Annotated in this window: 13 protein-coding genes; 6 read left to right on the forward strand and 7 right to left on the reverse strand. The window is 63.3% G+C overall.

Going from position 1 to position 20,582, the window contains the following annotated elements; translation table 11 throughout:
* Window positions 1-210: 210 nt before the first annotated feature.
* Window positions 211-1,593, reverse strand: coding sequence for an ABC transporter ATP-binding protein (locus ACFMO7_RS10700; protein ID WP_376795477.1), 1,383 nt, complete (start codon window positions 1,591-1,593; stop codon window positions 211-213).
* Window positions 1,590-2,645, reverse strand: coding sequence for a FecCD family ABC transporter permease (locus ACFMO7_RS10705; RefSeq protein ID WP_376795478.1), 1,056 nt, complete (start codon window positions 2,643-2,645; stop codon window positions 1,590-1,592). The genes ACFMO7_RS10700 and ACFMO7_RS10705 overlap by 4 nt, the downstream gene beginning before the upstream one ends.
* A 702-nt stretch (window positions 2,646-3,347) precedes the next feature.
* Between ACFMO7_RS10705 and ACFMO7_RS10710 the strand changes: the two genes are divergently transcribed.
* Together ACFMO7_RS10710 and ACFMO7_RS10715 are read left to right on the forward strand one after the other, a co-directional pair.
* Complete coding sequence (locus tag ACFMO7_RS10710) at window positions 3,348-3,989, forward strand: flavin reductase family protein (RefSeq protein WP_376795479.1); 642 nt, start codon at window positions 3,348-3,350, stop codon at window positions 3,987-3,989.
* A gap of 73 nt (window positions 3,990-4,062) precedes the next feature.
* Window positions 4,063-4,671: a uracil-DNA glycosylase family protein gene (locus ACFMO7_RS10715; protein ID WP_376795480.1), complete on the forward strand. Its 609-nt coding sequence runs from the start codon at window positions 4,063-4,065 to the stop codon at window positions 4,669-4,671.
* 192 nt (window positions 4,672-4,863) lie between these two features.
* Here the strand turns inward: ACFMO7_RS10715 and ACFMO7_RS10720 are convergent, their stop codons facing one another.
* The 3 genes from ACFMO7_RS10720 to ACFMO7_RS10730 all read right to left on the reverse strand — a co-directional run bounded on the left by ACFMO7_RS10720 (window position 4,864) and on the right by ACFMO7_RS10730 (window position 9,103).
* The gene (locus ACFMO7_RS10720) at window positions 4,864-5,289 is read right to left on the reverse strand and encodes an iron-sulfur cluster assembly scaffold protein (RefSeq protein WP_376795481.1); all 426 of its coding nucleotides are present in this window, start codon (window positions 5,287-5,289) and stop codon (window positions 4,864-4,866) included.
* 291 nt (window positions 5,290-5,580) lie between these two features.
* On the reverse strand, window positions 5,581-6,471 hold the full coding sequence (locus ACFMO7_RS10725; RefSeq protein WP_376795482.1) for a sulfurtransferase: 891 nt from the start codon (window positions 6,469-6,471) through the stop codon (window positions 5,581-5,583).
* 265 nt (window positions 6,472-6,736) lie between these two features.
* A complete protein-coding gene (locus tag ACFMO7_RS10730; RefSeq protein WP_376795483.1) occupies window positions 6,737-9,103 on the reverse strand; it encodes an AAA family ATPase in 2,367 nt (788 codons plus the stop codon).
* A gap of 520 nt (window positions 9,104-9,623) precedes the next feature.
* Between ACFMO7_RS10730 and ACFMO7_RS10735 the strand changes: the two genes are divergently transcribed.
* From ACFMO7_RS10735 to ACFMO7_RS10750, 4 genes are all read left to right on the forward strand, one after another.
* On the forward strand, window positions 9,624-14,126 hold the full coding sequence (locus ACFMO7_RS10735; RefSeq protein ID WP_376795484.1) for a DUF6788 family protein: 4,503 nt from the start codon (window positions 9,624-9,626) through the stop codon (window positions 14,124-14,126).
* Window positions 14,127-14,362: 236 nt separating this feature from the next.
* A complete protein-coding gene (locus ACFMO7_RS10740) occupies window positions 14,363-15,076 on the forward strand; it encodes an O-methyltransferase (RefSeq protein ID WP_376795510.1) in 714 nt (237 codons plus the stop codon).
* Window positions 15,073-16,311 (forward strand): NAD(P)/FAD-dependent oxidoreductase, encoded by a 1,239-nt coding sequence (locus tag ACFMO7_RS10745; protein ID WP_376795485.1) that lies wholly within the window; start codon window positions 15,073-15,075, stop codon window positions 16,309-16,311. The genes ACFMO7_RS10740 and ACFMO7_RS10745 overlap by 4 nt, the downstream gene beginning before the upstream one ends.
* A 14-nt stretch (window positions 16,312-16,325) precedes the next feature.
* A complete protein-coding gene (locus ACFMO7_RS10750; protein WP_376795486.1) occupies window positions 16,326-17,105 on the forward strand; it encodes a PHP domain-containing protein in 780 nt (259 codons plus the stop codon).
* A gap of 173 nt (window positions 17,106-17,278) precedes the next feature.
* On the opposite strand, the gene ACFMO7_RS10755 is transcribed toward ACFMO7_RS10750, so the two are convergent.
* Window positions 17,279-19,960, reverse strand: a complete 2,682-nt coding sequence (locus ACFMO7_RS10755) for a hypothetical protein (RefSeq protein ID WP_376795487.1) — start codon at window positions 19,958-19,960, stop codon at window positions 17,279-17,281.
* The gene (locus ACFMO7_RS10760) at window positions 19,957-20,547 is read right to left on the reverse strand and encodes an RNA polymerase sigma factor (RefSeq protein WP_376795488.1); all 591 of its coding nucleotides are present in this window, start codon (window positions 20,545-20,547) and stop codon (window positions 19,957-19,959) included. Before ACFMO7_RS10760 ends, ACFMO7_RS10755 begins: the two co-directional genes overlap by 4 nt.
* Window positions 20,548-20,582: the final 35 nt, after the last annotated feature.

Genomic DNA, 20,582 nt, shown 5'->3' on the forward strand with positions numbered 1-20,582 from the left:
CCCATGCCGTCTACCCTGCCTTTTGAAGATGGCATCGATTTTTCATCGAGAACAAGGCTCGCATTCCGAGACTCTATCATGCTGTACAAAGCAATATACTACATACAAAACCCCGTTTGCAAGCGTGGGCCTGCGAGGTCCCTTTCTCCCCCCAGTCCCGCCCCTCTCTCATCCTCCCCAGACCTCGGAGCCGGTCCCATCCCAGCTCTCTCAGACGGTGCACAGTGCCAGCGCCTCTGCCGGTCGGCTGATTACGCGCGCCCCGGCCTGCAATAACTGCTCAACCAGCCGCGTCGCCTCGCCGCCAGTAAAATCGCGGGCCGCGATCCCCGTTCGTGCCAGCAGAGCAGCTGACTCCAGCGGGCCGCTGCCGGAGCGCTCATCAGCTGCTGACGGAGTCACCTCGGCCATCTCTGGAGCCAGCAAGAGCACCCTGCAGCCCTGCTGTGCCGCCCTCAGCGCCTCGCGCAGCAAAGCCACATTGCCGGGTCCCACGTACATCGGACAAATAATCAGCGTCTCGACAGTTGCCAGAGCCGTGCGCAGCTCCTCCAGCGCGGCCTGAGAGAGTGGGGCATAAGGCTGCTCGCTGAGCACGCGGCTCGCCAGGCGCAGAGCCAGCATATGATCACTGTCACCGATATTGAGCACCCCGGCCAGAAAAGGAACATGCCAATCCGCCAAAGCCCGCATCAGGCGCTCGCCAGAGCCGCCGCCGGCCATCACAAATACCCGCGCAGGTGGCTCCGGCATCTCCGCCTCCTCGGCCTCGTGGCTGCCTGGCGGCACCACGCTGAAATGGGCTGTGCCGCGCACAATCCCCACCTGGACCGCGATCCCATAGACCCGGCTCAGCAAGCGTGGCTCCAGCACCTCCGACGGAGCGCCATCGGCCACAATTCCTCGCTGAAAGAGCACCAGGCGCGGAAAATAGCGAGCTGCCAGATTCAAATCGTGCATCGCTGCCATCACTGTCATCCCGTGCTCGCGATTCAGACGCTGCACCAGCTCTAGAACCTCGATCTGATAGCGAATATCCAGATGGGCGGTCGGCTCATCGAGCAGCAGCAGGCGCGGCTGCTGAGCCAGAGCCATTGCCACCAATACCCGCTGCCGCTCGCCGCCGCTCAGCTCGTTGAAAGGCCGCTCCGCCAGCCCCGCCACGCCCGTCACGCGCATCGCCTCCTCAACGCGCGCCCGGTCCTGCGGCCTGTAGCTGCCCAGCAGCCGGATAAATGGCAGGCGGCCCAGAGCCACCAGTTGCTCCACCGTAAACTCGAACGGCATCTGCAGCTCCTGGGGAACCACCGCCACCACGCGCGCCAGCTCGCGCCGTCGCCAGCGGCCAAGTGCCCGCCCCAGCAAGCGGATCTCTCCCTGGGTTGGAGAGAGCACCCCGCTCAGCAAGCGCAGCAAGGTAGTCTTGCCCGAACCATTGGGTCCCAACAAACCCACCATCTCGCCCTCCGCCAGCTGCAGACAGACATCAAAAAAGAGCGGCTGCGGACCGTAGCCGAAAGTCACATGATGCACCTCCAGCAGCGGAGCCTCCCCCGACGAGAGAAGATCTCTGCTCTCGGATCTGAGATTCACGACCATCGGTACTCCTTCTTGCTCTGACGCAGCAGATAGAGAAAGAACGGGGCCCCGATCAAGGCCGTGAAGACCCCGACCGGCAGAACTGCTGGAGCGATCACCGTGCGGGCCAACAAATCGGCCAGAGTTAGAAAAGAGGCCCCCCCCAAAGCCGAAGCCGCGATCAAGGGGCGATGGCGTGGGCCGATCAGCAGGCGCAGCATATGCGGCGTCACCAGCCCCACAAAGCCGATCAGGCCACTAATCGAGACCGCTGCGGCTGTCAGCAACGAGCCGAGCATAATCAGCAGAAACTTGTACCACTCAACGTGCAGGCCCAGGTGAGCCGCACCCTCCTCGCCCAGCGCGAAAGCATCCAGCACCGGTCCCAGAACCAAGGCCCCCCCCACCCCGGCCAGAATCAGGCTTCCCACGATCGCCACCGGCCACCAGCTATTGACGCTGATGCCCCCCGAGAGCCAGGTAAAGAGAGCCTGCAGATTAAACTGAGCCTGGGGACTAAGCGTCAGAATGAGGGTCTGCACGGCGACCAGCAAAGCGTTCATCACCACCCCGGCCAGCAACAGGGTTACGACCGGCGTGCGTCCTCCCACGCGCGCAATAGCGTAGACCAGCAGCACCGTCAACAAGGCTCCGCTGAAAGCCAGCAGGGGGGTCAGCGAGAAAAAGAGGCCGTAGGCCGTATCGAGCGGGAGAATGAAGGCAATCACGGCGCCCAGAGCGGCCCCCGAGGAGGTACCCATGAGAAACGGATCGGCCAGCGGATTGCGCAGCATGCCCTGAAAGAGGACCCCAGCTACCGCCAATCCTGCCCCCACCAGCGCCGCTCCCAGGGCCTCCGGCAGGCGCAGGTCCCAGACGATGACCGTCAGGGCCGGGTCCCAACTCTGCCGAAAATGAAAGAGATGGCTGCCATTAAGCAGAATCTGCACAACCGTTGCAAAAGGAATAGCCGTCGAGCCGGTACTGACCGCCGCCAGTAGCGTCACCGGCAACAAGACGAAGAGAATCGTCAAGATAAGGGGAGTCAGGCGACGTCTGACACCCACGGCCTGAGCCTCGGCAAGAGTCAGCGCAGGCGCAGACGATTCACTGCTACTCTTGGTCTCGATCGTCAATCCCTCACCAAATCATACGCTGCCAGAGATCCCAACCTGAACCTGATGCCTGGCGGGCAGCAAGAAGCTGCCTGTCCTGGCCCGCTAAGGCAGGCGACCACGGCGCCAGGCCGTCCCATCCGCCCCTCCCTGCCGGCAGCCTCCGGAGGCTGCCGATCAGCGAACCGCCATCCGTTCTGGCCAGGGAGCAGTCCTCCGGCTCCTTGCGCGTCGCGAGTGGCAGCATCGCAGGTGGGGCGGCTGCCTCGCTCCCCCTGAGCACGCCGGCCGTCTACTCGGCGGAGCTGAAAGCCGGTGACAGGCCTGCCGATGGACTGCGCCTTCGGGCTTTCGCTGTAACTATACGCCCTCATCTTCCCGCCTGTCAATGGAAAGGCTTCAAGCCGGGCTGGTCTGCATCCACCTCGCTGGCAGAGAAGCGGCACATATGCTACGATTCTGCTACGGAGTTCTGTCCGAAAGGCCAGTGTCAGGCGCCGACAGGCCCCGGATACTACATGTAGGCAGGCGAGGGAGAGCCGCTTGCGGGCCTGCGACAAAGCGACGAGGCTGTGACGCAAGGCACAGGTGGCCTGACAGTCCCCTCGCTCGCTTTTGATGGTGAAGGAAGGAAGAAGAGGGATCGAGCCGTTAATGTCTATCGACAAAGAGTTCTTTCGCCAGGTCCTGGGGCAGTTTGTCACAGGAGTAACGGTCGTGACGACAAGGGGCAGCGCTGGCCTGGTGGGGCTGACCGTCAACGCCTTCTCCTCTGTCTCGCTGGACCCCCCGCTGATCCTTGTCTGCATTGACCTCAAGAGCCGAACGCTGCAGGCCATTCGCGAGAGCCAGGTCTTTGCAGTCAATATCTTGAGCCAGGAGCAAGAAGAGCTAGCGCGGTGCTTTGCCGTACCATCAGAAGAGCGCTATCGCTACTTCTGCCACGCCCCCTATCGCCTGAGCGCCAGAGGAACGCCCCTGCTCGAAGGGAGCCTGGCCTTTGTTGAGGCGCGCCTGGTGGCCGACTATCCCGGTGGCGACCATGCCATCCTGCTGGGCGAGGTCGTGGCCCTGGGAACCCACGATCGACCCTCGGCTCCCAGCGTCCAGGCCAACGCCGCCCCTTCCGAGCATGAGGCAGCCAGCATAGATATCGCTCTACACGATGGCAACGGGCAGCCTGGTCAGCCTGAAAAGCAGCCGCTGGCCTACTATCGGGGCCGCTATCGTCATCTGGCTAGCGACTACGCGCAGCCAAGTCTCTCACCCTTGCCAGCACCCAGCGATGTTGTCTGAATCCAACCTGTGCCCTGGCGATAAAGAGCAACAGCAACAACAGGCAGATCTAGAGCAAGAAAGGATACAGAGGTTGGAAGAGCTAAGGCGACTCCAGGTGGCCTTGCGTGCCTGCCGTCGCTGTCAGGAGCGGGGCTATCTGGAGCGAGCGTTGCCGGTAGTGAGTCCTGTTCTTCATGAGGGCCTTCTTGGGGGGATCATAGTGATCGGGCAGGCGCCCGGCTGGCGTTCGCAGCAGCGTGGTATACCCTTTGGTGGTCCGGGAGGGCGCCTCCTGCAGTCCTGGCTGGAGCGAGCAGGTTTCCCGCCGGGCTACCTCCATCAGCGCGTCTACCTCAGCTCACTGACACGCTGTTATCCCGGGCCGGCTCCCCGTGGGCAGGGTGATCGGCGGCCCTCGCCCCACGAGCTGGCCCTTTGCCGTCCTTATCTGGAAGCCGAGCTAAGCCTGCTGCGTCCCCGTGTCGTACTTCTTGTGGGTGTCATGGCCATAGAAGCCTTCTGGGGGAAAGTCAGACTCGAGGAAGTAATCGGCACAGCGCGCCTCGAACACGGCAGGCGCTGGCTTCCCCTCCCTCATCCCTCGGGGGTTAGTCGCTGGCTCAATACGGCTCACCACCGGGAGCAGCTCCAACGCGCCCTTGAGCTGCTGGCCGAGTGGCGCCGCGAGCTGGGACTCTAGCCAACCTGCTCCCCAACTCATCGATTGCCAGAAGCTAAAGGCATCAGCAGCCAGGCATGGTCCTGGCCGATGTGCCGCAGAGGTCTCCCCTGCTCCTGATACCTTGCCATGCTGGCATAAGCGAGGAGGGCCGTCGAGAGAGGCGGGCCAATGGAGAGACGGGACGAAAGGTCGACTGTCGAGCGTGCGCCTTCAGGATTCCTGGCTCGTTTGGGGAGCCTCGCCCTGCTCAGCGAGCTTGCGCATACGATACTCATGTACGCCGCGCTTCAGCGTCCCCAGGGCCAGGGTCGCGCAGGTTGGGCGTGTCATCACGACCTCGCGCCCCAGATCCTCGATCAGATCCTCAAAGCTCAGGTTTTCAATCTCTTCTGCCGTCATCCCGCGCGTCAACTCAGTCACATAGGAAGCGGCGGCGCGGCTAATCGTGCACCCTTCGCCCTCCCACTGCACCGCTGCCAGGCGTCCCTGCTCGTCGAAACGCCCGTACATCGTAATCACATCGGCGCAGCCTGGATTGCCGCCCTTCAGGCTGACATCGGCATCCTCAAGAGGGCCGTAGTTGCGCGGATTCTCGTAGTGGTCCAGCAGAAACTCAATTGCTTCTTGTCTATCCATAGAGCATCACTAGACTTTCCAGCAAAAGCAACGGGGCGCCACCGCAGTGACAGAGGCAGACCATGACCAGGCCGCCTGACCAGGCCGATGCTCTCCGCAAGCCGACCGCGGCTGAGTGCGCTGCCTACCTCTGTCCCGGGGCAGCCCCTGCCTTTCCAGTCCAGACCTTCTGTCTCTCTCCAGGAGTCTCGCTCGGCTCTGCTCTCCTGCCGCGCTTGCCTCCTGCCTCCAGCGGAGGAGGCGGGAGGCCGGCCCAGAAAGGGTCTGCGGCAGACTGGAGAGCCGGACCAGTCAGGGCTTCTCGATTGGCGCGCGCACCATATTGCCCCACTCGGTCCAGGAGCCATCATAATTGCGCACGCGCGGATAGCCGAGTAGCTGTGTCAGCACAAACCACGTGTGGGCGGAGCGCTCACCGATGCGGCAGTAGGTAATCACGTCCTTCTCGGGCGTAATCCCCTGCTCGCCGTAGAGCTTCCGCAGCTCGTCGGCGGATTTAAAGGTGCCGTCGGGATTGGCGGCCATCGACCAGGGAATATTTTTCGCCCCCGGGATATGTCCACCACGCTGGGCCCCTTCCTGGGGATAGTTTACCATATGGATTAACTCGCCGGTATACTCCTGGGGCGAGCGCACATCAACCAGACCGTAGCCAGGCTTGTGCAGTGTCGCCAGCACATCCTCGCGGAAAGCGCGGATCGACTCATCTGGCTCCGGCGCCTGGTAATCGCTCGGCTCGTAATGAGGCACCTCCTTGGTCAGCGGGCGCCCCTCGGCCTCCCACTTCTGCCGTCCACCGTTCATGATCTTCAGATGCTTATGGCCATACATCGTGAACAGCCAGAAGCTATAGCAGGCATACCAGTTATTGCGATCGCCGTAGAGCACTACCGTCGTATCGTTGCGAATCCCCCAGCGGCGCATCAGGCGCTCGAAGCCCTCGCGGTTCACAAAGTCGCGCGTCACCGGGTCCTGAACATCGACATGCCAGTCCAGCTTCACGGCCCCTGGAATATGGCCCGTCTCGTAGAGCAGCACATCCTCATCGGCCTCGATGATGCGCACCGCAGGATCGTTGAGATGCTCCGCTACCCACTCGGTTTCTACCAGAACCTCGGGATGAGCGTAACCAGCGGGCGTACTCTGGCCCTGGCCCGCCGTTGTGGCCTCTGTCTCTGGCATAGGATCGTCCTCCCTACTCCGTAACAGAACGAACAACTCATGACACGATCAAGAACAGATACAGGAGACCTACCGACCCGGCGCCACCTGAAAGAGCAGCCGCCCGAACGGGATGGCTGAGACGCTCGGGCGGTAGGTAGTTGACTATCTCGATCCAGTTTCTATTCTACCGCAGCACGTGGTCCCAGGCAAGCCAGGCTCAGGCCAGTGAAGTAGGAGCACCCTCTTGCAGGCAGCATAAAAACAAAAAAGAAGAAGAGGAGCCTCATTCCAACAAAGCTTTCAGGCGCTCAGCCAGGGCTGTATGGCGCTGCGCCACGCGGTCATTGCGAATGGCCTGTTCCAGAGCCTGGACCTGCCCCACCAGGACGCAGAGCCGTCTGGCGCGCGTAATGGCGGTGTAGAGGAGGTTCCGCTGCAGCAGGGGCGCATGCTGCAAGACAAGAGGAATAATTACCGCCGGATACTCGCTCCCCTGGCTCTTGTGGATGGTGACCGCGTAGGCCAGCGTCAGCGCGTCCAGTTCAGCAAACTCGTACTCGACCAGCAGGGGACCGGCCTCCTCCTGGAATTCGACCGTCACGGTCGCGCTCTGGTGATCGATGCGGCGTACCCAGCCTATATCTCCGTTGAAGACCCCCTTATCGTAGTCGTTGCGCACCTGCATCACCTTATCGCCGACGCGCAGGTGGTGCTTGCCAAGCAGCAGTTCGCCCTCGGAGCGCGGATTGAGCCGCTGCTGCAGCAGCTCGTTCAGGCTGATCACACCCAGTGGCCCACGATAGATGGGCGAGAGCACCTGAATATCGGCGTGCGGATTCAGACCATAGCGGGCAGGCAGACGGCGCTCGACCAGATCGAGGATCAGCGAGCGGGCCCGCAGCGGATCGCTCTCGCGCAGAAAAAGAAAGTCGCTGCCCTCCTCGTTCCTGGCCACAGGCAAGAGGCCAGCATTCACGCGGTGGGCGCTCACCACGATGCGGCTCTGGCGGGCCTGGCGAAACAACTCGCTGAGGTGCGTCGTTGGGATGACCGCGCTGCGCAGAAGGTCGCGCAGCACGTTGCCGGGGCCGACCGACGGAAGCTGGTCGGCATCGCCGACCAGCAGCAAGTGAGCCTCTGGCGGCAGGGCCTTGAGCAGGTGATAGAAGAGGAGAATATCGACCATCGAGCACTCATCGACGATAACGAACTGACAATCCAGGGGGCGCTCCTCGTGGCGCTGGTAGGTCCCGTCATGAGGCGTGTACTCTAAGAGGCGGTGGAGCGTTTGAGCAGGCAGGCCCGTAGCCTCGCTGAGACGTTTAGCGGCTCGTCCGGTAGGGGCTGTCAGGGCCACCGCCACCCGTTGGCGGCGCAGCAGCAAGAGCAGAGCCCGCAGAGAAGTCGTCTTCCCTGTGCCGGGGCCGCCGGTCAGAATACTCACCTTGCAGCGAAAAGCCGTCTGCACGGCCTCGCGCTGCCGCTCCGTTAGTTGGAGCTGGCGCCTGACCTCGAGCTGACGAAAGACCTGCTCCCAGAGGGCCGGCGAGACGGCGGGCAGACGGCTGGGTGTGCGCAACAGCCGCTTGAGGAGGCGGGCTGAACCGCGCTCGGCATGCCAGAAGGGGCCGTAGTAGACGCGACGCCGGCTGCTCTCTGGGGCAGGCTCCAGGAGTGAGGCAGGCTCAGGTTCAGCCTCAGCGGCGGTTGTGGGAGCCGCGGGGGCCGCGACGAGGCCGTTGGTAGGCAGCCAGTCGGAGGCCGCTGGATCGAGCGGCCCGCCCTGCTCGCCGCTCTCCTCGCCAGGCAGTGCCGGCTCCACAAACAGCTCGCCCTCGTGTTGCCCCTGCTCTAAAGCCAGCTCCAGAGCCGTCTGAGGCACCTGCAGAATGCGCTCCGCCTGCCGTAACAGCTCATCCTCCGGCAAATAGCAATGGCCAGCCTCGTTGGCCGCCTGGGCCAGCACATAGGTCAGACCCGTCACCAGGCGTGGCAGGCTATCGCGTGGCAGACCCAGCCTGGCCGCGATCTCATCCGCCGTGCGAAAGCCGATCCCATAGATATCCTGGACCAGCCGGTAGGGATTCTCGCGCACCACCCTGACACTCTCGGCCCCATACTGGCGATAGATGCGACTGGCCAGATGCAAGGAAATATCGTGGGCCTGCAGAAAGAGTTGGACCTCCTTCATCTCCTGCTGCTGCGTCCAGGCCGCTACGATGCGCTCGCGGTCCTTCTCGCTGAGACCACGTACCTCGGCCAGACGCTCGGGCTGCTGCTCGATAATGGCCAGCGTCTGCTCGCCAAAGTGCTCGACCAGGGTGCGGGCCTTTTTGGGGCCGATGCCTTTAATCAGGCCGGAGCTGAGGTAGCGAATGATGCCCTCGCTGCTCGTGGGCAGGCGCTGGCTAAAGCTCGTCACGTGGAGCTGGCGGCCATAGCGCGGATCATATTCCCAGACGCCTTCAACGGTCAGCATTTCGCCGGCCCGAACTCCTGGCAGCGTGCCAACGATAGTCAACAGGCCGTCGCGAGACGAGCGAGACGAGTCTCGACCGGCGCTCGTGCTGGGGCGAAAACGTGCAACGGTGTAGTGCGTTTCCTCGTTATGAAAGACGATGCTCTCAACAGAACCTTCGAGCGTTGGCATGCCTGGCGCTTCTCTATTGGGTCAAGCAAGTAGGTAGGCTGGCTGATTAGTCGGTCGGTCGATCTGCCGGGCGTCCGATCTGTGGAGGCCGTCAGACTGCCGATGGCGCGGCGATGTAGACAAGCGAGCAAGGGGAGACAGCTAGCTCCCCGCCTCTCCTTGCGTTCTATCTTAGCCCGCCGCTGTTGACCTGTCAACCGCGCTGGCGGCGGCCCGCGACGGCAAGCCTTTCCTGAGTGGCTGGGGCTGTCCAATCGGGCTATTGGTTAAGGAATCAATACTGATGAGGACGGTTGGCGTCTTATAATGAACTCGTATATATTTCCTGATGACGGGATAGCTCTCATTGCAAGGTATGGTATGGCGGCCAAGATGACTATGGGTCTGATGTTTCTTCTTCCAGACAATCTTGCTGACTACTACTCTTACCACTCTGCAAGCGCTTCTCGTAGTGCGGCAAGGATAGAGCGTCGATGCAACTGACCTCGACCAATGGCCTGGGCCAGAGGGAAAGGACTCAATGGAGAGCAAGGTGACCTATCGCCAGCAGTACACGCGCTGCGGCAAGCAGCGCTGCCGGAAGTGCCGTGAGGGAGCTGGACATGGCCCTTACTGGTATGCCTACTGGAGCGAGAACGGGCGGACCATGAGCAAGTACATCGGGGCGCAGCTGCCAGCGGAGGTAGAGCAGGCGGGCCAACGGCTATCGGCGGTCTCTGTCTCTGCGCGGCGTGCCCCGGCGGCTGCCGGCGGTCGGACTCTCGCTGCGGGGGAGCGCGAGCGTCGCGCCGGGCGCGGCGAAGCCAGACCGCTCCTGCGCATCTACGTCCTCGGCCAATTTCGCGTCGAGCGACGCAGCGGGAACGACTGGTGCGAGGACGACGGGCGGCGCTGGCAGCGGCGGCGTGCTCGCGCGCTCCTGGGCTGCCTCTTGTCTCATCCGCTGCGGCGCATGGGACGGGAGCAGGTCATGGAAGCGCTCTGGCCAGATCCTGATCTCGACAGCGAAACGGCGGCCAATCGTCTCAACGGCGCCGTCCATGAGCTGCGCCTGCTGCTCGAGCCAGAGATCCGCCGCCCGGCCTCCTCTACGCTCCTGCGTCTCCAGCATGAGGTGCTGGAACTCGCTGACGGGAGCGTCATCTGGGTCGATGCCGATGAGTTTGAGCAGAAAATCCGGCTGGCCGAGCAGACGAGCGATCCGTTGCAGGTCGAGCGGCTCCTGGAGGAAGCGGCGGCCCTCTACCGTGGCGACTTTCTGGTTGAGGAACTCTACTCGGAATGGGCGCTGCCGCGGCGGGAAGCCCTGCGCCGTCGCTGGATGGGGGTACTGCTGCAGCTCGCCGAGCTACGCGTCCGGCGTGGCGCTCTGGCCAGCGCCATAGAGCCACTGGATCGGCTGCTGATGAGCGACCCCACCCACGAGACGGCGGTGCGCCAGTTAATGATGGTCTTGATGAAGCTGGACCGCCGTGTCGAAGCTCTGCAAGCCTATCAGCGCCTGACCGAGGTCCTGGAGCGCGAATATGGCAGCGAGCCGCTGCCCGAGACACGGCGTCTCTACGAGGCCCTGCGCAGCGGCGAGCTGGTAGCGGCCAGCTCTGCAGTGACCTCGTCCGCCCTCGCGGCATCGAGCCTGATTCCCGCCCCGGCCCGCTCCTCTGCCGCCGTCGCTCTGCCAGACGAGCCCAGTACCGAAGAGCGTCCAGGGCCGGCCAGCGCCCGCCCCTCTGGGCCGACGCTCCCAGCGCGGACCATGAGCAACCCGCATTTTCCCTCGGGACGTCATAAGCGGACACCGCTGATCGGGCGCGAGCGCGAGTTAGCGATCATGCGCAAGCTGCTCCTGGATTTGTCGCCGGCCAGATCCGCGGGCGACTCCCCTGACCAGGCGAAGGCGCTGGCTGCCAGAGCCGACAGCCGGGCGAGCCAGGCAGCCGAGCCGGCTCTCTCATCGCCCCACTTCTTGCTCTTGACTGGCGAGGCCGGCATTGGGAAAACGCGCCTCGCCGAGGAACTGAGCGATGAGGCCGGGCGTCAGGGCTGGCAAGTTGTCTGGAGCCGCTCCTATGAGCAAGAAGGAGCCATCCCCTACTGTCCCTGGATCGAGCTGCTGCGGTCACTCCTGCAGAGCCGGCTCTCCGGCCAGGCGCTCGCCACTGCTCAGGCCCTGACGGACCTGGGTATCTCCGCTTCTCATCTCCAGCGCCTTTGTGCCTTGTTGCCCGAGTTGCATGAGTTGCTGCAGCCGACGGTGACCTCGCTGGCGCTGCCAGTCGAGCAAGAGCGCCTCCACCTCTGGGAGGCCACGCACAGTCTGCTGACAGCCCTCAGTCGTCGTGCTCCCCTGCTCCTGGTCCTGGATGACCTCCACTGGGCCGATGAGAGCAGTCTGGAGCTGCTCAGCTACCTCGCCCGTCACCTGCGCGAGCAGCCGATCCTGCTCCTGGGAACCTGCCGCGACATGGAACTTTTACCGACCCATACCCTGCGCACGCTTATCAAGGACCTCCAACGCGAGCAGGTCCTTCTGGCGCTGCCCGTCCAGCCGCTGACGGCGGCCCAGATTGCCCAACTCGTTTCTCACCTGCCGGCCCGACTCGTGCACAGTATTCAGACCCAGGCTGACGGCAATCCCTTCTTTGCCGAAGAGCTGGCCCGTTACCTGGAGCGCGAGGCCTGCGAGGGCGGGGCGATCTCGACCCCGGCGGGGGAGGCCCGGTTGGCCCTGCCGGCGACCATCGCCGCCGTCCTCGATCGGCGCCTCAGCAAGCTCAGCACCGCCTGTCAGACCCTCCTGAGCAAAGCGGCGGTCTTTGGGGCGCCCTTCGAGTTCAGCCACTTGCTCTTCATGGACAGCGGTCAGCTTCCGCATCCGCAAGAGGAGCAGATACTCGATCTGCTGGAGGAAGCCCTGCGCGCTGGCCTGCTGATCGAGGAGGAGAATGGCAGGCAGGTCAGCTACCACTTCTGGCATCCGCTGATCGAAAGCCATCTCTACCAGAGCCTTTCGGTGGCGCGCCGCATCCAGCTCCATCGTCGCGCGGCTGAGGCCCTGCTCACACTCAATCCCCAGCGCGAAGAGGAGGTAGCAGCGGCGGTCACTTACCACTTGATCCGCGGTGCCAGCGAGGGCGCTCGCATAGCGCGCTACGCTGAACGGGCGGCCAATCGAGCCTATCGCCTGGCCGCTTATGGTGAGGCCCAATACTACTACCGCCTGGCCCTCCTCGCCCTGGTTGGAGCGCCGCCCCCACCTCCTTTGGAGCGTCAGGTTGTGGTCAACGTCGACTCGCTCCCGCCCGAGGCTGATCCCGCCCCCGCGTTGGAGCAGCTCCTACCGAACGCCGGCGACGAGGATCTGCTGCACTTTGCCCGCCTCTTAGAGCATGTCTGCGAGTGCTGCATGATGCAAGGGAACTACAGCGAGGCGCGCCGCCTCTACGCGCGCGTTCTGGCCCTGCGCCAGCGCTCGCTGCAGATCTGGGAGCGTCAGCAGCCACTGCCGGAAGCGGCACAGCTCCAGCAGAGACGTCAGCGCGAGGCCCAAATTCAGGCCATCATCTGGCGCGAGATGAGCCTGGCCTGGCTCCGGACCGGTGATTTTGCCCAGGCCCGCCACTGCCTCGAGGAGGGGAAGCGAACTCTGCGCGAGGCCGACGCTCTTGAGAGTCCGGCCAGTGCCTGCCTGCTCTTGCAGGAGGGCAACCTTTCTGCTCTGGAGGGCAACTACGATGAGGCCCGTCGCCAGGTTGAGCAGATGCTGGCGATGCTGGAGAAGGCCATGCACCAGGAGCCGCTGCCCCTGACCGCCGGTCAGGATCTGCCGACCCTGAGCGAGCGCGCTATCGCCGGTGATCCCCTGGAGCTGGGCCACGCCCATGAGACTCTCGGCGTGATCGCTGCCCGTCTAGGCCAGCCCAGCGAGGCCCTCAAGCACTTGCATACGGCCCTGACCATCTATGAGCAGCATGAGTGTCTCATGGCCATGGCTCAGATCTGCGGCAATCTGGGGGCGGCCCACGCCCTGGTGGCCGACCATCAGGCGGCGCGGCTCTACATGCGGCGGGCCTTGGAGCTGACGGAGCGCACCGGCGATCTGCCTAATATGGCCTTCGTCACCGGTAACCTGGGCGAGTTGGCGCGTCGCTGTGGAGATCTGCGCGAGGCCGAAGCCTGCTTCCGGCGCAGCCTTGCCCTGGCTGAGCGCACTCAGGAGCGCGAACATATGGCCTGGTGCAATATCGCTCTGGCTGAAAGCTTGCAGAGCGCTGGCAAGCTCGACGAGGCTCTGCGCTGCGTCCAGCGCTCCTTGCTGACCGGGCGGGCGATCGGCCATGCTCGTACCGTCGCCCATGCTCGCATTGTCCTGACCGAAGTGCGGCTGACCCAGGCCAGCGCTGTCTGCCTGGCCTACTTACGCCAGCGTCAACACCCTGCCGCTCATCCCCGCTTAGGTGACGGTCGCTGTCGCGAGAGCTGCCCCTATCGCCGTCTGCTTCTGCGGGGCCAGCGCTCCTTAGAGCGAGCGCTGCGCTATGAGGGTCTGGACGCTGAAGTCGCCTTAGAGGGTCGCTATCTGCAGGCTTACCTGGCCTTCTTGCTCGATCGCTTAGAGGTAGCCAGACAGACGGCCTTCGCGCTGGTCGCCATTGCCGACCGGCAAGAGAATCGCCTGACGCTGGGCCATGCGCACCGTTTGCTGGCCCGCATTCTGGCCGTCCAGGGTGAGGCCGAGGAGGCGGCCACGCACTTCGAACGGGCGGCGCAGATCTTTGAGGCAAGCGAACTGACTCTCGATTATGCGCGCACTCTGCATAGCTACGGCGTCCATCTGGCCTTGGTGGGGAGCGGACGGTGCGTCGAGGATCCGCGGGCGGCGCGGGCCTATGCCTGTGTGAGTGAGGCCCAGGCTCTCTTTGCGCAGGCCCAGGCGGCCATCGACCTCCAGTGGGCCGAGACGCTGCTCGCGGCCTGGCCCTCACGGCCTCTGCTCACCGCCGCCCTCAAGGCTATGCCCTGAGAGCGGCCTGGCTGGCCCCACTCGCCCGCGAGGCCGAGACGTGGGTAAGGGGCTGTGGGCCAGGTTGACATTACCTGCCGTGCAGCCATACAATGAAAGCGAGTCAGGAGCGAGGGCGCCAACAGGGCTGAGATGCTCCCTCGGAGCTGACTCCCTGCGGCCCAGGCGCTGCTCTCGGGAGCCAGCATCGTTATGAGTGGCCATTCCAGGCAAAGGAGCAAAGCGACTTGAGCGACGTGCATGAGCAAAGAACAACGGCTGAGGAGGAGCTGTTGGCCCTGCGCCGTCTGGTGCAGATCCAGCGGGAGCTGGAGGAGCAGATCAACCACGTCTTCGCCCCGGAGGATGATGCGCTGCGCTATGCGCTCCGGGCCAGTGCCGAGGCCGGGCTGCCGCAGATCAATATTTCGCCTATCGAAGGCAAGCTTTTGCAGTTTCTGGCGCTGGTCTGTCGGGCGCGAACCATTCTGGAGATCGGCACGCTCGGGGGCTATAGTGGCCTCTGGATGGCGAGGGCCTTACCTGCCGACGGGCGCCTGATTACGCTGGAGATGAATCCTCAGCATGCCGAGGTAGCGCGCCGCGTCTTTGAGCGGGCTGGTGTCAGTGAGCGGGTAGAGATCCGCCTTGGGCGGGCCCTGGAGCTGCTCCCCGCCCTCGTTAGCGAGGGAGCGGGACCATTTGACCTGATCTTTATCGATGCCGACAAGCCGCCCTATCCACGCTACCTCGACTGGGCCTTGCAGCTCAGCCATCCCGGTAGCATCATTGTGGCTGACAACTGCCTGCGCGATGGCCGCTTTAGCCGTGAACCTGTGGATGAAGTCACGGCGGGCATTGTCGAGTATTGCCGGCGCATCACGAGCGATCCCCGCCTCTTCTCCCTGGCCCTCAATATCGATGAGGGCTATCGCGACGGTTTTACGGTCACCCTGGTGCGCGAGGTGTGAGCGTTGTGGCAAGCAGCGCCAGAGCCAGGAGAACGGCGGCCATCACCATTATTGGTGCAGGCATCATGGGCGCTACCCTGGCCTATCAGCTTGCCCGGCGCGGCCTGCGCGAGGTCGTCGTTCTGGAGCGCCAGACGGTGGCCTCCGGCTCGATCGGGCGTGCCACTGGGGGACTGCGCCAGCAGTTCGCCGACGAGCTGGATATTATCTTCGCGCGTGAGGGGCGGCACTTCTATCGGCAGTTCATCGCTGAGATGCAGGCCCAGGCCAGGCCGGCTGCCCTGTTGCCTCCCCCTTTCTACCAGTATGGCTATCTCTTCCTGGTGAGCGACGCTGAGCGCTGGCGGGCCATGCAGAGCTACGTCGCCCTACAGCAACGGCTTGGCGTACCCAGCGAGCTGCTGACGCCGGCCCAGGTGGTCGCGCGCTGGCCGGGGCTGCGACTGCTGGCGGATGATCTGTACGGCGCCAGCTTCTGCCCGACCGATGGCTACACCGATCCGGCGGCAATGACGCAGGCTCTCCTCGCTGAGGCCCGTCGCCAGGGCATAGCGCTCTACGAGCATTGCCCCGTTGTGGCCATTCGGACACGGAGGGGGCGTGTGTGGGCGGTAGAGACCCCGCAGGGACGATTCCTCACGCCGTTGGTCATCAATGCCACGGGGGCCTATGCAGCGCTGACGGCGCGCCTTGTCGGAATCACCGATCTCCCCGTCTATCCTTTGCGACGTCAGCTCTATCTCTGCGAGGCAGTGACCGGACTGCCGCCCGAGCTGCCGATGGTCGTCGAACAGGCCAGCGGCTTTCATTTCCGCTGGCGCGATGGCAACTTACTCCTGGGCCTGCCACATCAGCCCACTCCCGAGGAGCAGGCAGCCAGCCTTGCTCTGGCCCCAGAGGCTTTTGAGTTAAGGCTTGATCCGAGCGTCTGGCCTCAGATCCAGCGCGTCATCGCGCGGCGCTTTCCTGCGCTGGTCGGTCTGCATCTGCGACAGGCCTGGGCCGGCCTCTATGAGATGACGCCCGACGAACATCCGGTGCTGGGTCCCACCGAGGTCGAGGGCTTTCTCTGTGCCTGTGGTTTCTCCGGGCATGGCCTGATGCACGCTCCCCTGGCGGCCCAGCTCCTGATCGAATATGTGACTACCGGCAAAAGCAGTCCGCTGGATATCGAGCAGTTCAGCCTCCGGCGTTTCCGCGAGGGCCGGCTGCTGCCCGTGACGCGGCTGCTTTGAACGAAGGAGAAGCAATGACGATCGATACAGACTTTCATAGCCACGTTTCCCGCAGTTCGGCCAGGGCGATGGTGAGTGAGGCCAGGGAGCGCGGGTTGCGGGTCCTGGGGCTTTCTGAGCATGTCTTTCAGATGCGCGAGGTGCGCCCCTTGCTGACGCATATGCCCCTGGAAGGGCCGGAGATGGCCCTGGTGGACTATATTGAGGCCGTCCAGGAGGCTGGGCAGGCTCTGCAGTTTGATGTCCGTCTGGGATTGGAGATCGACTTTATTCCTGGCAAGATCGAGGCCGTCCATGAATTGCTGCAGGGCTATCCCTGGGATTTCCTCATCGGCTCGGTCCATGAGATTGATGGCCGCTTGCTTGAGAACGAAGAAGGCTGGGGAGGGCCGCCGGAGGCAGAGCGCGCCTGGCATCGCTATATGGAGCTACTGCGTCAGGCAGTTGGCTCTGGCCTCTTTAGTGTGGTCAGCCATCCGGTGAGGTTGTTCGTCGAGAATCCGCATCTACCTGCCAACATTGACGAAGAGCTAGAGCAGCTTGCAGCGGAAGCGACACGCTGCGATGTCGCTCTCGAAATCAATGGCTTTGACGTCGCCACCTATCCTCAGGTGGTGCGTCGTCTCCTACGGGCCTGTGCCCTGCAGGGAACGCCGGTCAGCGTCGGCTCCGATGCTCACTATCCTTCGAGCCTGGCCAATAGCCACGAAGCCAGTGCACACCTCCTTCGCGAGGCTGGCATCCGACGGGTACGCATCTGGCGTGCCATGAACCCTGAAGAGTACCGTATCTAAAGGGAGAGGCCAGGGAGCAAGTCAGGGCCTGAGTGCCAGGCTGCTGTCACTTCCCCCCTTGGAGAGTCCTCAGTGGGACGGACTGAGGGATCTCCCTCAAATCCTCCCTCAGTCCGTCCCACTGGCGGACAAGATCCCCACCCTGAAGACGGCCCATCCTGGCTTGAGCGTGCTCAGGCCGGTGGATAGCGGTTATAGCCGACGAGGCGGCTCGTCGGGGTTGTCTGTGCCGAGAGCTGCTGGCCGGTATCCAGATCGTAGGCCAGCAGAGTCGCATGTCCGTCAGCGTAGTGAGCCTGCACGACCAGATGATGCCCATAGGGGGCGAGAGCAACGGCGCTCTTGCAGATTCTCCCCTGGTCCACCGAGGTCGCCTGAGCGTCGCCACCGAGAGTATCGCACAGTTTGGCCGCCCCGGGAGCGGCGTTCTCCAACAGAACCTCATCCTGGAGAGGCGCCAGCCCCAGTTTTACTACCTCGAAATTGCCCTGATGATAGCGCATGACCACCAGCGAATTGTCGGCGGCATAGCCGATGGGTACTCCCCAGGGACGCAGGAGGTGGCCATTGCTGCCGTCGCTATCAACGGCGTAGATCCCGGCAGACCCTGACTGATTGCTGGCGTAGTAGATGGTACGGCCATCGGGACTGAGCCAGAAGTCGGTCGCAGCCACCGCCGGCGTGATCGCCTGCCCCTGGGTGGAGGTCTCCCCCAGCGGCAGGCGGAAGAGGGCCGAGCGCTTCTCGGTCAGCGATTGGGCGAAGTAGAGATAGGGAGCACTGTAGAAGACCAGGCGCGCGTTCGGCAGCGAAGGCATGATCGCCTTGGGCTGCGGCCGAAGGATGTTGACCTGCAGCAGGGCAGAGGGCGCATTGATCAGCAGCGTCTGAGCGCTCAGCCAGATCGCATTGCCACCGCCTCCTGCGCTCTCGTACTGGAAGCGCATAAGCGGCGGCGTTGCTCGCAGGTCCACAACGTAGTAGTTCGTATGCGCTGTGTCAGGAACATGGTAAGCAAGCAGACTCCCATCGGGAGAGATCCCATCGATCTCTGTCTGAGAGGGCAATCCCGAGAGCAGAGTTTGGAGCTGCCCGGTAGCGTAGTTATAGTTGCTGACCGAGATCTGCCCGTCCTGAGTGCTTGAGAGCAGAAGCAGCCCGTTCCAGTCGTCGGCGGCAGACATTGTCCCCGCGGGTATCTGAGCTGTCGAGGGCGTGGGTGTAGCGGTTGGCCCCACGGCGAGCTGATCCCAGCCGACAAGTTGCGGGATATTCCCACGGGTGACCATCGAGGCTGGCAGCGAGAGCAGCAGTTTCTGAGCATGGGTTGTCAGGTCAGTGGCCCACAGACGCAACGAATGGTCGGGATAGAGGGCCTCGGTCAGCAAAGCCCAGCCATAAGGGGCTAGCGCCACTTCATCGGCCAGCACATTGTCGGCGCCAGGCGCTGCATTGACGACCACCAGTTGATCTTCCTGGGGAGTAGAACCCAGCTTCTTCACCTCAAAGGCGCCCCGTACCTCCTGCAGGAAAAGCAGGCGGTTATCTTCGGCAAAGCCGAGAGGGATGCCCTGGCGACCGAGCGGGCGTGATTGGCTTCCATCGCTATTGACCGTGTAAAGCGTCGCCTTCAAGCCGGAGCCAGCGCTGTAGTAGATCGTCGAGCCGGTCGGACTGAGCAGCCATGAGCTGCGGCCGTGGGAGGAGATCCCCGCCTGCTGGCTGCTCTCCAGCGGCCGAACGGCCACTGGATGCTGCTCGCCGCTGGCCAGATCGAGGCGATAGAGCACCTCGTTCTTTCCCTCCTGGCGCGAGAGGAATAAGAAATCGTTGTAGTAGAAGAGCAGCCGACTATCTGCGAGCATGGGCGAGGTATAAAGAAGTTTACTCGTACCAAGCAGGTCAACCAGATAGAGCGTCTGATCGGCATTGATCAGCACATAGCGGTCATCCGTCGTCCAGACAGCGCTGATGTTGTTGCAAAGGCAGCGGAAAAGAGGAGAGGGGTGCGACAGCGTGCGATAGAGCCAGGTCTGACCCTCCCTCTCATGATAGAGCAGGTCTCGCCCGCTGTGAGCGATTCCGTCGACAGCGGAAGGCCCCTCGCAGCAGGAGGTAGTCACCAGGTGCTTTTGGCCGCTAAAGGGGTCATAGTTATAGAGCGGATAGCGGCCAGCCGAGTCCGGGGCAGAATCGACCATCAGGACGGCCTTCCAGGCCAGGCTCTGATAGGTAGCCTTAAGCGAGATAGCCGTTGGCTGCGAGGAAGCGGGCGTTTGGGTGGAGGGACGCAGGAGCAGCAGGTAGCCCAGGCTTCCCGTCGAGATCAGGACCAGCAGAATGACTGCCACCAGGGCCAGCGTCTCCACCAGAGGGGAACGCCGGGCGGGTCGCGTCAAGGAGAGTGGCCCAGAAGTTGACTCGGGAAGCCGGCTGAGCACGGCAAGGGGGAGGTGGCGATGGTGGTTCTGCCCGCCATGATCAGCGTGATTGAGGGCCGCCAGCGACTCAGCTGCGCGCTCGCCTGGCGCCTGGCCTGAGCGGATCGCCCGCAGGATCAGCTCCTGAGTTGAAGGGGTGCGGCGCTCGGCCTCTTCCAGGAACTGACGCAGCAATTGGCGCTGCTGGTCGCGTTCGTGGCGGGCCTCGGCCACCAGGGCGGCGCAGATCTGGCATTCGGGCAGATGACGCCGCAATCGTCCCACTAACTCAGCTTCCTCGCTATGCGGGCTGGACGACGTCGGCTCGCTCCTGGCGCGTTCCGGCCTTTGTTGCTCATCAAGCTCATCGAGCAGACGCAGACAATGGATGCTGAGAGGACATGACGATGAATCAGGTCGCTCTTTTCGCTTCATGACTGGCCTCCTCGATCAAGCCGCTTATAGGCCTGCTGAAACGCCTGGCGTGAGCGAGCCAGGCGACTACGCACGGCTGGCAGCGAATCCTGCATAATCTCGGCAATCTCGCGGTAGGAAAAGCCCTCGGCGTCGAGGAGAAGGCAGGTAGCGGAGGCCGGGGGGAGCTGGGCCAGCACGCGGGCCACCAGATCGCGCTCCATCACCTGCTCCTCGAAGTGCTCATCGCTGACAAGGGCTTCCTCGGGCGGAAGTTCTGAAAGATCATCGCCCTGGCCACTTGGACTGGTGAAGGGAACCCAGGTGATGCGACGGCGACGGCGCCACTCGCTGCGCAGCTGATTCAAGGCAATACGGTAGATCCAGGGGGCAAACTGCAGCTCTTCCCCCTTCATGCGGGGCAAAGCACGAAAAGCTGCCAGGAAGGTTTCCTGGCAGAGATCCTGAGTTAATTGTATATCGTGTGTTAAGCTATAGAGCATGCGCCTGATGCGCGGCTCATAATAGATCACCAGAGCCTCAAAGGCTGCTGTTGAGCCGTGGCACGCCTCGATCGTCAGCCGAGACTCATCCTCCAGAGTCTTCATACGCCCCATCACCAGGTGAAAGGAAAAATTGGGTC

The sequence above is a fragment of the Thermogemmatispora sp. genome, from assembly GCF_042408735.1.
In the GTDB taxonomy this organism is placed as follows: domain Bacteria; phylum Chloroflexota; class Ktedonobacteria; order Ktedonobacterales; family Ktedonobacteraceae; genus Thermogemmatispora.